Below are 13,696 nucleotides of genomic sequence, written 5' to 3' on the forward strand. Positions count from 1 at the left end.
GAGAGGGCCTGACCCCATATCGTTGGGGCCAGGCCCGATTTTGCCTCTTGACAATGTCCTGCTCATATTAAAAGGAAGGAACCTTTGTTGTCGAGGGACATTTGAAGAGCTATCCCTCTATGCTCGCACAGTGCACGGTCGCAGTCCGCTCTGTTAAGAGCGTCCAGACCGAGTTGACGTGTACGACCCTAACTGGTGAGGTCCCGTCTCTGCCGTATTCTGCTTCGGTTGTCTTTGATAGCGGGGCCACCGAGCAGATCCCGGTGTCTTGGGATTCTTTCGACGCGTCGCTTTACTCTAAGGTGGGCTCGTTTACGGTTAAAGGTAAACTAAACGGTTTTGATTACCGTGAGGTTACCTGCACCGTTACCGTCAAAGATCCTAAGGACGTACTCGATCTTAATTCTCTGAGGTTCGAGCGCGTGGTCGGCGACATTTCTCCTCTTAGCACGTATGTCTATTTCCCGTTTACGCAGTCAAATAACACTACATACACCCAAGGTTATCAGGTTAACTGGGACAACGCCGACGTGTCTCAATTCCAAAAGGCAGGCACCTATACGGTCACGGGCACGCTTGTGACATATAACGAATCTTCAGCCGCTAATGGCCTAAAGGTAACTGCTCAGGTCGAGGTCAAAGAAGTTGCCTCTATCGACGCTCTTGCTCCCGTTAACACGCCCGTCGGCGTACGTCCTACAACGGGCGGCGGTCTTCCCTACAGCGTTGAGGTTGCATTCACCGACGGTACAAAGAAGCAGTGCAACATTGCGTGGGACCCTATTTTGGACACGCAGGTGGCAAGTGAGGGGTCGTTTAAGCTTTCCGGTTCGCTGTCGTATTGGACCAATACCTCATCTTCATCGTCTACTCAGGTGGAGCTGGGTGACAGCAACCGAGTCACGGCGACCATCTCCGTCCGCGCCCTGCAGATGCCTTCCTCGACATCGACAAGCACGCTTATCGGTTGCCAGCCTAATATGCCGGGTTCAATCGAGGCCACGATGTGGAATGGCTCGCGAGGCAATTTCCCCGTTCAGTGGTCGACGATTAGTCAGGACGCCCTAAAGAACCTTGGCCAGATTACGGTTAGCGGATATTTTACCGGCTCTAACATTCCGGCTACGGCGACGGTCAACGTCTGCGATCTCGAGGACAGCAACATCGGCAAGATTGCTTATGTTCCCGGCGCCGGACTTCTGGCTCCGCGCTACACATCCACGCTGTATTTGTCGGATGGCAGCTCGTTCTATCCCCAGTATTCGTCGGGGCAGCCTTATAGCTGGGATGAGTTTCCTCAAGAACTGCTGGACGGCAAGCCTGGCGAGTACGAAATTACCGGTACTATCACTGGCTCGCTGGCGAAGGTCAACGCGATCGCGGTGTGCAGTGAGGTCAAGGGCGTCAATAACTATAGCGAGAATGGCGTGACGCTTGGGCAGTCGTACGAGGACTGGCGCGTTATTTACCCCGGTGAGGAAGTCAATCTGGACTACTTCTACGTGTCCGGCGTATTGCAGGATGGAACGACTTTTGACAGTCTCGGCGTCAACTGGGATACCTACGATAGGTGCCCCCAGAAGGACTGCACGATTACCGGAACGGTCGCCGGAACGAATATCCCCGTGAAAGTGCACGTCATCGTGACTAAAAACTGGGAGGCTCAGCCACAAACCATTACAGTGCTCAAGGGCAGCGACGGCACCGCCATGCTTCCCGGCTATGTCGAACTTGTCAGCCCCGATGCGGCAGAACATCCGGACTATTCGCACAAATACGCCGAGACCAAGTGGAACACGAAGGGCTTCGATTGGACCCAGGGCGGCGTGGTACGCGGCACTGCAACAATTAGCTTTAATGCAGGGTACGGCATGCAGACTGTCGATGTTCCGATTACTGCCACCGTTAAGATCGCGAGTAAGGCAACCTCGGTTCAGGGCGGAACCATATGGACCGTCCCCGGCACCAAGCCGATGCTGCCGGAATACCTTGAGGTTCGATACGACAACGATGTGTCTTCTGAGCCCCAGCGCGAAAAGGTCACATGGGACCGTGTCGCCGAAGACGCTTATGCCAGGGACGGTTCGTTTAAGGTGAAGGGCAAGCTCCAAGGTGGTGCCGAGGCGACAATCACTGTTGACGTCTGTTCCGTCATCTCCGTTGCCGTTCCTGAGCGCATTAATACGGCCAGCGGTGTTTTCCCCGAGCTGCCGTGGAATGTCTCGGTTGCCACGAGTGACGGCAAAACTCATAATGCCCAGGTTCAATGGGATTACGTTCGTCCCTCGGTTTATACCGGAGAGCCGGGTCAGGTCACGGCAGTGTCTGGCACGCTGTTTGCAAGCGGCCTCGACGGATACGGTGACGGCACTAACACCGGTCTCACTGTTCAGACCAAGATCGTTATCCAAGGCGTTGAGAAGGCAATCGATAACGGCGAGACCGCAGTGACCACCAAGGCGGGCACTGCGCCTGCCATGCCTTCCAAGATGGCGGTCGAGATGAGCGACGGCTCCGTTTCGACGGCGGCTATTGATTGGGATCCGATTGCGCCCGAGAAGTACGAGCAGCCTGGCACGTTCTATGCGACGGGCCATGTGGTCGGCTTTGATGCCGCTGCCGTTATGGCGCTGCTTGACGATGACGGCCAAAAGGTCGGCGTGGATGAGAACGGCAACGTGACTGCCAAGGTGACGGTTGCCGATAAGAAGGCAAAGAAGGTTGCGTTGCAGCCCGAGGCCGTTGTGGTCAACACCACGGTCGGATCGATGCTGGAGCTGCCAGATGCCGTGTCCGTATATTTCTCGGATGGCTCAGCGCGGGATACTCGGGGCAGTTTAGGCGGCATCGAGATCGAAAAGTGGACTGACACCGACGGCATCGACCTCTCCAAGCCGCTCGCCAAGAAAGGTACGTATAAACTCGTCGGCAAGCTCAAGGATGTCGACAATGTCAACGCTATCGTGTACGTCAACGTCTCCGAGGCGCCGCGAACCATCACCAAGCTCGAGGCCAAGTCGTTTAGCGTTGCCAGTGGTACGTCCAAACAGGAACTGTACGCCCAGATGCCCAAGCAGGTTGTTGCGACCTATTCCGATGGCTCGACCGATCTGCTTGACATTGACGTTTGGGATCTTTCTAACGTCACGGACAAGCTGCTCAACGAAACCGGCACCGTGGAGATCACGGGCACGGTTAAGCTCAACGGCGCTAAGGTGACCTGCAATGTGACCGTGGTGGATCAGGAGGCCCAGACGCCCGACTACGTTGAGCCGATCGATGTTATTGAGATTGCGGACAATGCCAAGGTCAGCGACCTTATGGATAAGCTGCCGTCCAAGGTGACGGTTGTCATGAAGGACGGCAAGACCAAGAAAGAGACGCCCGTTAAGTGGTCTCAGGTCGACAGCCTGGGCCGTGCCGGCACCGAGTTTGAGGTCACGGGTCTAACGGACAACGGCATGACCGTAAAGGCTCAGGTCAAGGTGACGGCGCATATCGTGGATTTTGATACCGTTGACGAGATTGAGGTCGAGCGCGATACCAAGGCGGATGAGGCTAAGGCCAAGCTGCCCACCACGGTCACGGCGATTTACTCTGACGGTACCGATTCCGAAGCCGACGTAACGTGGGATACCAAGGGCCTCTCCGACAAGGACTTTGCCAAGGAAGGTAAAGTTACGGTTATGGGCACTGTTGCCGGCACGGATCAGAAGGCGGAGTGCACCATCAAGGTCGTCAAGCCACTGCGCGAGATTCCTGATCACCTGGCCGGCACGGTTGACGCTGTGACGCTCGACGACGGGGCGAAGCCCGATGCCGTTGTGGCCGCACTGTCCAAGACCGTGAAGGTTGCCATGAAGGACGGATCTGAGGTCGATTCGAAGATCAATTGGACTGCTCCCAAAGACGCCGTCACCATTAAGAATGACGGCGCGAGCGTTGTCATTACGGGTAAAACCGCGGTTGGCAGCTTTGAGGTCAAGGCTACGGTCAACCTGGCGCCGGTCGTCGAGAGCATCGTTGGCGTCAAGCTTTCGGTTGCCCGCAACACGGCTGCTGCTGACATCGTGCTGCCTGCCCAGGTGACCCTCAACATGTCCGATGGCTCGACGAAGACTGCCGCCGTTACGTGGGATAAGACCCCGCTTACGGCAGATGCCTTGGGCAAGCTGGGCGATGTTGCGCTTGAGGGCAAGGTAGAGGGCACTTCGGTTAAGGCCAAGTGCACGGTCACGGTCGTGAAGAGCGATGCCGAGATTCCGTTGTCCGTTGAGCCGGTCGCGGGAGTTAACGTTCCCGAGGGCTCGTCGGCCGATGCCATGCGAGATGCGCTCAAGGGCGTGAAGGCGACCGTGCTCATGAAGGACGGCAAGACGACGGCGGAGTCCGAGATCACATGGACTGAGGTTCCTGCCGCGTCCGTCACGTACGGTAACAGCGTCGTCGCCAAGGGCGTGACGGTGATCGGTAACCTGCCTGTCGAGGTCATTGTTACCTCCACGACGACGATCAACAAGGTTGCCGAGGTGCCGCAGACCACGGTTGAGCGCGATGCCAAGGCCGACACCGTGACGGGGCAGCTGCCCAAGAAGGTCACCGTGACCTATTCCGATGGTCACACGGACGAGGCCGCGGTCACGTGGAATACGGATGGTCTGGACAAGCATCTTGCCGCCGTTGGCGAGTACACGATTGAGGGCTCCGTTGAGGGCACGACGCTCAAAGCGACCTGCAAGCTGGTCGTCGAGACGCCGGCAAGCGAGATTCCCGTGAGGCCTGCGACGTTCGCTCCCGTTGAGGTGTTCGAGGCAAGTTCTGCCGCCGATGTGCTGAAGGCGCTGCCCAAGAAGGTCTCCGTGATGATGAAGGACGGCAGCCAGGAGGACTACGACGTCGATTGGGAGAATGTCCCCACACTGGATTGGGGTGCCGATGATGTGACCGTGGGCGGTAAGGTTCGCGGCACGGAGCTTACGGTCAGCTGCATGGTGCGCGTTAAGCCGCGCCCGGCGGCCAAGGGCCTCGTTATCGTTGACCAAAACGGCAAGGCCACGACTGCCGAAACCGTGCTCAAGGTAGAGCGCGGCAAGGCAATTGACCTTGCTGCCGCGGCGAGCAATTCGGCTGATGGCGCGCTGCTGCGTGGTAACGTGACGTGGACCTCGTCCGACCCGACGACCGCTACGGTCGAGAACGGTAAGGTCAAGGCCCTCAAGAACGGAACCGTCGTCATTACCGCGACGATGCCCGTTGACGGAGACGCCGCGGTGATTGCGACGCTTGCCGAGGATGGCACTGTGGAGACGCCGGCGCCTCAACAGCTCACTGCTTCGGTGACCGTTGAAGTCGTTGAGCCTGTTGTTGTACAGGAACCGACAGGCGGCAAGGATAACGGTGCCAAGCCCGATGCCAAGGATTCTTCGGGCAAGAAGGATGGCAAGAAGGCCGCTAAGGGAAGCCTGGCCGAGACGGGCGACAATACTGCCGTGACCGTCGCGGCGCTTGGCGGAACCGGCCTGCTGGCTCTTATCGCCGCAGCGATCGAAAAGCTGCGTCATCGCGCGGAGTAGCGTCGAGAGCGTAGCGCTTTAGGTCACAAGAAGGCCTCCCGGTTCTCGTTGGGGAATCGGGAGGCCTTTCGTTTTGCCATCAGGGCAGCTAATTTGGGACGGGGCTTTTTGACTACCCTGGTCCCCTTGGCAGTTGCGGTGAAATAGGGACTATTTTATGGGCTAGAAGCCTTAAGCAGTCCGTATTTCACCGCAACTTAGTTTGGGGACTTGGGGATGAGGTTAGCCTAAGCTGACCGGATCGTGGGGGTAGGCGTTGAGAATCTCGACGCCGGACTCGGTGACCAGGGCCAAGTCCTCGATGCGGACTCCGGTGCGGCCGGGGAGGTAGATGCCCGGTTCGATCGAGAACGTCATGCCTGGCTCTACGAGCTGCTCGTTGACCAGCGAGACGTCGCCCGGCTCGTGGTCCTGCAGGCCGATCGAGTGGCCCAGGCGATGCGTGAAGTACTTGCCGTAGCCTGCGTCCTCGATCACGTCGCGCGCGGTGTGATCCAGGTCGGACATGCGAACGCCCGGTGCGATGAGCGCCTCGGCGGCCTCGTTGGCGTGGCGCACGATGTCGTAGATGCGCGCCGTCTCCTCGTCCGGCTCGCCCCAAAAGAACGTGCGCGTCATGTCCGAGCAGTAGTTACGATGGCGTCCGCCAATGTCGAACAGCACCACGTCGCCACGCTTGAGTACCGTGTCGTCGGGCTCGTGGTGCGGGTCGCCGGCGTTGGCGCCAAAGCTCACGATGGGCGGAAAGCTAAAGCCCTCGCAGCCGTGCTTGCGATACAGACTGAGCATCTGGTCGGCAATTTCGCGCTCCGTCACGCCCTCGTGGACGAGTTTGACCGCCTCGGCCATCACGGCGTCGTTAGCGGCCGAGGACGCGCGCATGAGCTCCTGTTCGGCGTCATCCTTGTGGGTGCGCGCGGCGGTGACGGCAAAGTCGCCCAGGAAAAACTCGCTGGCGGCGTGGCGCTCCATGAGGGGCATCAAAAAGCCGGAGCGCATGACGGTGTCGATGCCGAGCGGTTTGGTCGGGTCGATCTCACTCGCGATGGCGTCGGCCACGACGTCGGTATCGGTGTGGTAGGCGACGCGGGCATTGTCATACTCGGGCAGCTGATGCAGCGCGTTGACCAGGATCACCGGCTCGGCATTGCGCGCGAGCAGCACACCGCAAAAACGCTCGAACATATCGGCATAAAAGCCGGTCAGGTAATAGATCGACCATGGGTCGTTTACGAGCAGCTGTGCGCCGGGGTGCTGAGCCTCGAGCGCATCGAGCACGCGCGCCACGCGCTGGTCATCGACATGTGCCATACATCGTCCTTTCGCTAGGTTGCCACCATGGTATCCCCAATGCCAGGGTAGTCAATTTGGGACGGGCTATTTTAGCTGCGTCAAACATGCGGAATGATTTTTCTGGGACGGGGATTAAATAATCATTGGCTGCCGAATGATTATTTAATCCCCGTCCCAGAAAAATCATTTGAGCGAACGTTCGGGCAAAAGTAGCTAAAAGAGGCCCGTTCCAAATGGGCTGGTTTCAAAAGTATGGCGGATTACGGGGCTGGACCTGTATTACTTGACCATGGGAAAAATCACTAAATTAAAACCGCAGGTAGACGGCTTATCAAAAATCGAAAATTGCCGGTATGGATGGGGGTCTCCGAATTAGCCCCGTAATCCGGCATAGTTTTGAATTGGTACTAAAGTAGGCACAAGCTAAATACCGATTCCAAGGATGGTTGCGGTGGAATAGTTCCTGGATGCCGGGGTTTGGCGGAAATCAGGAACTATTTCACCGCAATTGAGGAGGGGCGGGGTGGATGGTGGGGTAGCTACAAGAGCCCCGTCCCAAATGAGCTACTTAGGCAGGGTCGATGTCCATGCTGGCGATGAGGTCGATATTGGTATTGAGGAGGTTCTCTAGCACGACGTCGCCCATGCGGATGGGGGCGTTGACGACTAGGCCTCGGATGAGGTTCATGGCTTGGGCGTGGAGTGCCAGCGGGATGGCCTCAGCCGTGCGCACAGGCAGCAGCGTCTCGTCGCCGCCGGAGACGGCCACGGTCGTCGTGAGCACGCGCGTGGGACAGGTGAGCTCCTGATGCGCGAACTTATCGCCGCGTGGGCAGTTGTTGCCGGTCACGGAGTGCACCTCTACCAGGGCGCCGTCTGCGTCACGCTCCACCTCTACGGTCAGGAGACACTCGGACGGGCAGGTGGTGCAGTTGAACTTGAGCTTTTCGATTGCGTTCGTGCTCATGACTCTACGCCTCCTTAACGGGTTCGACGGAAAGGATAATCTCGCTGGCACCCAGGTCGAGCGCTTGTTTGATGACCTTTGCCGGTAGCGGGAAACTCTCCATAACGCCCGGCTTAAACGCGCGGACCTTGCCGGTGAACAGTTCCTCGCCGTCGGCCAAGATCCTCACGCGGGCGGCGTCGACGGGTCGGCGCACGCGGAAGTTCAGTTTGGTGAGCGCCACGGCCGTAATGCGTCCCGGCAGCGCGTATCCCGCAATGCTGGCAGGGGAGACCGTGAGCTGGCAACCCGCGCCTGGAGCGCCCGCCTCGGCATCCGCGCCGCCGCCCAGCGCGTACGCCGCCGCAGCCGCGCCGGCATGTTCGGACTCAGTCGTCACGTTGTCGGCCAGGTCGTGCACGTGCAGCACGTTGCCGCAGGCAAAGATGCCCGGCACGCCCGTTTGCAGGCTCTGGTCCACCACGGCGCCGCGCGTGCGTGGGTCAAGCTCAACGCCCGCGGCAACCGAAAGCTCATTCTCGGGAATCAATCCCACCGAAAGCAGCAGTGTGTCGCACGGAACAATGCGCTCGGTCCCCGGAATGGGCGCCAGGCGCTCGTCGACTTGGCTCACCTCGACGGCCTCCACGCGGTCGTGCCCGATCACGCGTGTGACGGTGGTGGACAGGTGCAGCGGAATTCCAAAGTCGTCCAGGCAGTTCTTGACGTTGCGGCGCAGACCGTTGGCGTACGGCATGAGCTCGTAGACGCCCTCGACCGAAATCCCCTCGAGCGTGCAGCGGCGCGCCATGATAAGCCCGATGTCGCCCGAGCCCAAAATAACGGCGCGCGAGCCGGGCTTGAGGTTCTCGATATTGATGTATCGCTGCGCCAAGCCGGCCGTAAACAAGCCTGCGGGACGGCTACCGGGAATCTTGATCTCGCTGCGCGTGCGCTCTCGGCACCCCATAGCAAGGACGACCGCGCGTCCGGTGAGCTGCAGCATGCCGGCAGGGCTCATGAGCGTGACGGTATGGACTGCGGCGGCTCCCGCGGCCTTGTCCGCATCCAGCGCGCGCACATCCGCGCCCTCGCCCGAATCAATCCCAATCACCATGCTGCCCAAGAACAGCGCAATGTCGGTCGCGTGCACCTGGTCGATAAAGCGCTGCGCGTACTCGGGACCGGTGAGCTCCTGTTTAAAGTGCGACAGGCCAAAGCCGGAGTGGATGCACTGGCGCAGGATGCCGCCCAGGTGCTGCTCGCGCTCCACGATGGCCACGCGTGCGCCTGCCTTATGCGCGGCCAGCGCGGCCGCCATGCCGGCGGGTCCGCCGCCGATAACGACCACGTCGAAGACTTGCGTTTGTACGGCTTCTGCGATGCCGCAATCAATCGCGCTCGATTTGAATTCCGCCATCCTAGCGCACCCCCTTCAGCGGTCCCTTAACCAGCCAAGATCCGGCATCCTCCAACAGCACGTCGCTGGGGTCGCAGCCCAACTCGCGAGCAAGGATCGCAACCACGCGGCTCTGGCAAAAACCACTCTGGCACCGACCCATGCCGGCACGACAGCGGCGCTTGACGCCCTCGACCGAAACCGCGCCCGGGCGGCGTCGAATTGCGGCCACGATCTCGGCCTCGGGCACTGTCTCACAGCGGCAGACAATCTGTCCCCACGCGGGATCGGACTCGATCAGCTCCTCCTTGCGCGCCAGCGGTGCGCGGTCAAAGTCATCTGGCGCGCGGCGAATTGGGTTCCAGTCCGCCCGCTCGTGCAGGGCCACGCCTGCACCGCGCAGCACCTGCTCCATGCGCTCGGCAATTGCCGGCGCGCTTGCGACGCCCGGCGACTGAATGCCCGCCGCCTGGAAAAGCCCCGGCACTACGGCCGACTGTCCAATAAAGAAGTCGTTCGTCCCCTTAATGACCGGACGCCCGCCGGCAAATGCGCGCACCACACGGCGCGTATCCAGATCGGGCACCAGCTTGTGCGCGCCGTTCAGCAGCGCGTTCACATGGCTCGCATAGGTCTGCGTGTCGCCCGGCTCGCGCACGGCAGCCGTTGCGGTGATCACGGTGTTGCCGTGCACAGTGCCCGTGACGATAACGCCCTTGGAAACCGGCGTGGGAACGGGGTAGAGCGGCATGAGCGCGCGCGGCTCCTTGTCCAGCACCACGATGTTGCCCTGACGCCAGACCATCTGGAACTCCTCGGCGCCCACCATATGCGAGATGTTCGCGGCACCGTTGCCTGCGGCGTTGATCAGGTAGCGGCAGCACACGTTGCCAACGGGGGTCGCTAGCGTAAAGCGCGCGTCGTCGCCCGAGCCCGCGACTTCAATCGCTTCCACCGACGCGGACCGCATAAACGTCACCCCGTTGGCCACGGCGTTCTCCAGCGCGGCGATGGCAACCTCAAACGGGTCGACAAACCCAGTCGAGGGGCACCACAACGCGCACGTTGCATCGGCACTGGCGCGCGGCTCTAATTCGTGGATGCGGTCGGGTCCAACGATCGACAGCTCGGGCACACCGTTGGTAAGGCCATTGCTCCGCAGCTGCTCCAGATGCGCGCGGTCCTCGTCGTTAAAGCCCAACACCATCGACCCGGTGCGGCAGAACAGAAAGCCCAGCTCCTGCGCCCACGTACCGTACAGCTCGCAGCCGCGGGCGTTGACCTGCGCCTTTACGGTTCCCGGTGCCGGATCGTAGCCTGCGTGCACCAGGCCGCCGTTGGCCTTCGATGCGCCCAACGCAATATCGTTAGCCGCCTCGACCACGCAAATGGACAGGTCAAATCGCGCGAGCTGCCGCGCGATGGCGCATCCGGTGATGCCGGCGCCGACAATCGTGATATCAAACGTTTCTGTCACAGTGCCTCCCAGACGAGTTGACAGGCCGTCAATAAGACTATCCTACGGTCCGCACACCCCCAGTGCGGCGGCAATGCGGCGAACAGCCCCGCAACACCCGCCAACGGCAGACGAGGGGAGACCCGGCAACGTCGACAACCTCGTCTGCCGACAACTACGGCAACCGTTCGTCTCGATCTGTAACAGTTAGACGAGGATTTGGGTTCAAGATGTTACAGATCGAGATTGAAGTCGGGGAGGGACCCCTGTGTCTCGATCTGTAACATCTAGACCCGGATTCCGCTCCCACCTGTTACAGGTTGAGATGTTTGTGTCCGCGCCAGCCCCGTACCCAGCCGTGGTCCCATATAAACAAACCCCGTGGTAAACTTGACCGGACTGTTAATATTCCGAAAGGTACCCGTAATGTCCAAGTACATCTCCGAGCTCATGTCGCCGCAGCTTATGGGCGTCGTCTATGCCTTCGTTGGCTTTATCATCGCCCTGTACGTGCTGTCGGTCGTCTATGTGTTCATCGACGCTCGCCGCCGCGGCGCCAGCGCCTACGTGGCATGGGGCATCATCGCCCTCATCCCGTTTGTGGGCCTCATCGCCTATCTGGTTCTGCGTCCGCACTCCTACGCGGCCGACCGCGAGGAGCAGGAGCTGGACATGGCCCTGCGCGAGCGCCAGCTTGCCCAGTACGGCACCTGCCCGCAGTGCGGTGCGCCCATCGAGAAGGACTTTGTGGTCTGCCCGGTGTGCGATACCCAGGTTCGCAACGTGTGTCCCAGCTGCCATCGCCCGCTCGATGCGCACTGGAAGGTCTGCCCGTACTGCCGAACTCGCATTCAGTAACGCATCCATCGCCGGGCCGGCCGCAAGCCACGGGCACGCCGCAAGCCATGCGCGCCCCACACCCCGCCCCACACGATGAAGCATGCGTAGAAAATCGCCCGCCGTGCCATTAAGGTGCGGCGGGCGCTTGTATACCAAGGCAACCTGCCTATAATGATGCAAGTCAAAAACGCCGAGAGCATCGCACGCACTTGCATCAGGCATCCGAGAGGAGAAAACATACCCATGAAGGCACTCTACAATGACGGTTCGGTGGCCGAGCTCCCGCAGGACGAAGTCACGCACGTCATCCGCCACTCCGCCGCGCACATCATGGCGCAGGCCATCAAGCGCCTGTACCCCGAGGCCGACTTTGCCTACGGTCCCGCGACCGACAACGGTTTTTACTACGACGTCGACCTGCCCGAGGGCGTCAAGATCAGCGAGGACGACTTCCCTGCGATCGAGGCCGAGATGAAAAAGATCGTCAAGGAGAACCTCAAGTTCACCGTGTATGAGAAGCCCCGCGCCGAGGCCATCGCCCTTATGGAGGAGCGTGGCGAGAAGTACAAGGTCGAGCACATCGGCGACCTGGACGACGACGCCCGCATTACCTTCTACCAACAGGGCGACTACATCGACATGTGTGTCGGCCCCCACATCTGCTACACCAAGGCTCTGAAGGCCTTTAAGCTCACCGGCGTCTCGGGCGCCTACTGGAAGGGCGACAAGGACAACAAGATGCTCACCCGCATCAACGGCGTCGCCTTTGCCACCAAGGAAGAGCTCGACGAGCACATGCACATGCTGGAGGAGGCCAAGAAGCGCGATCACCGCAAGATCGGCCGCGAGATGGACCTCTTTATGATGCGCGACGAGGCCCCCGGCTTCCCGTTCTTCCTGCCCAACGGCATGATCCTTAAGAACACGCTACTGGACTACTGGCGCGAGATCCACCACAAGGCCGGCTACGTGGAGATCTCCACGCCGCTCATCATGAACAAGCAGCTGTGGAAGACCTCGGGCCACTGGGACCACTACAAGGACAACATGTACTCCACCGTCATCGACGACGAAGAGTACTGCATTAAGCCCATGAACTGCCCGGGCGGCGTGCTGGTGTACGCCTCCAAGCCGCATTCCTACCGCGAGCTGCCCATCCGCGCTGGCGAGATTGGCCTGGTGCACCGCCACGAGCTGCGCGGCGCCCTGCACGGCCTGTTCCGCGTGCGCTGCTTTAACCAGGACGACGCCCACCTGTTCGTGCGTCCCGACCAGCTGACCGACGAGATCGTGGGCGTAGTCAACCTTATCGACTCCGTGTACCAGAAGTTTGGCTTTAAGTACCACGTTGAGCTTTCCACCCGCCCCGAGGACTCCATGGGCTCGGACGAGGACTGGGCTCGCGCCGAGGAGGGCCTGCGCACCGCTCTGGAGCAGCTGCACATGGACTACGAGGTCAACGAGGGCGATGGCGCCTTCTACGGCCCCAAGATCGACTTCCACCTGGAGGACTCGCTCGGCCGTACCTGGCAGTGCGGTACCGTCCAGCTCGACTTCCAGATGCCGCTCAACTTTGACCTGGAGTACGTGGACGCCGACGGCACCAAGAAGCGCCCCATCATGCTGCACCGCGTGTGCTTTGGCTCCATCGAGCGCTTCATCGGTATTCTGATTGAGCACTTTGCGGGCAAGTTCCCCACCTGGCTGGCCCCCGTGCAGGTCAAGGCGCTTCCGGTTTCCGAGAAGAGCCGCGACTACGCCCACGAGGTGTGCGCCAAGCTGGAGGAGGCCGGCATCCGCGTGGTCTGCGACGACCGCGACGAGAAGATCGGCTACAAGATCCGCGAGGCCCGCAGCATCGACCGCGTGCCCTACATGCTCATCCTGGGCGAGAAGGAGGTCGAGGCCGGCAACATCTCCGTCCGCGATCGCTCCAACGAGACCGTTCAGATGAGCGTCGACGAGTTTGTTGCCAAGGTGCTCGAGGAGATTAAGACCCGCGCCTAAGGCAAGCTTCACACAATTAATAAAGGCGACCGTCCACATAGGGCGGTCGCCTTTTTTCATGCCGAAATAAGAAAAGCCGCTGGTTGAGCGGCTTTTTTTGTTGCACAGACGATATGAGCAGGACATAAAAACATTGAGAGCCCCTGCTGCATGAAAGACCGCGGATTAGGCCGACAATGGTG

The 13,696-nt window shown here is 60.3% G+C and carries 7 protein-coding genes; 3 read left to right on the plus strand and 4 right to left on the minus strand.

The features are described from left to right. Positions 1 to 119 precede the first annotated feature (119 nt). Entirely contained in the window at positions 120 to 5,573 is a 5,454-nt protein-coding gene (locus ABHR75_RS08735) for an Ig-like domain-containing protein (RefSeq protein ID WP_346964133.1), read from the plus strand. 222 nt (positions 5,574 to 5,795) lie between these two features. Here ABHR75_RS08735 and ABHR75_RS08740 read toward each other — a convergent pair whose 3' ends face one another. The 4 genes from ABHR75_RS08740 to ABHR75_RS08755 all read right to left on the minus strand — a co-directional run bounded on the left by ABHR75_RS08740 (position 5,796) and on the right by ABHR75_RS08755 (position 10,688). Continuing rightward, positions 5,796 to 6,884 carry a M24 family metallopeptidase gene (locus ABHR75_RS08740; protein ID WP_346964134.1) on the minus strand — a complete coding sequence of 363 codons (1,089 nt, stop codon included), beginning with the start codon at positions 6,882 to 6,884 and terminating at the stop codon, positions 5,796 to 5,798. Between the two features lie 550 nt (positions 6,885 to 7,434). Further along, on the minus strand, positions 7,435 to 7,833 hold the full coding sequence (locus ABHR75_RS08745) for a DUF1667 domain-containing protein (RefSeq protein WP_195544637.1): 399 nt from the start codon (positions 7,831 to 7,833) through the stop codon (positions 7,435 to 7,437). A gap of 4 nt (positions 7,834 to 7,837) precedes the next feature. Next, positions 7,838 to 9,232: an NAD(P)/FAD-dependent oxidoreductase gene (locus ABHR75_RS08750; RefSeq protein WP_346964135.1), complete on the minus strand. Its 1,395-nt coding sequence runs from the start codon at positions 9,230 to 9,232 to the stop codon at positions 7,838 to 7,840. Between the two features lies 1 nt (position 9,233). Next, positions 9,234 to 10,688: an NAD(P)/FAD-dependent oxidoreductase gene (locus ABHR75_RS08755; RefSeq protein WP_346964136.1), complete on the minus strand. Its 1,455-nt coding sequence runs from the start codon at positions 10,686 to 10,688 to the stop codon at positions 9,234 to 9,236. Positions 10,689 to 11,093: 405 nt separating this feature from the next. Between ABHR75_RS08755 and ABHR75_RS08760 the strand changes: the two genes are divergently transcribed. Both ABHR75_RS08760 and thrS read left to right on the plus strand, forming a co-directional pair. Beyond that, positions 11,094 to 11,525, plus strand: a complete 432-nt coding sequence (locus tag ABHR75_RS08760) for a double zinc ribbon domain-containing protein (RefSeq protein WP_035138069.1) — start codon at positions 11,094 to 11,096, stop codon at positions 11,523 to 11,525. A gap of 225 nt (positions 11,526 to 11,750) precedes the next feature. Beyond that, on the plus strand, positions 11,751 to 13,514 hold the full coding sequence (gene thrS / locus ABHR75_RS08765) for a threonine--tRNA ligase (RefSeq protein ID WP_161159878.1): 1,764 nt from the start codon (positions 11,751 to 11,753) through the stop codon (positions 13,512 to 13,514). Positions 13,515 to 13,696 lie beyond the last annotated feature (182 nt).

The sequence above is a fragment of the Collinsella aerofaciens genome (genome assembly GCF_039752955.1).
Taxonomy (GTDB): Bacteria; Actinomycetota; Coriobacteriia; order Coriobacteriales; family Coriobacteriaceae; genus Collinsella; species Collinsella aerofaciens_BI.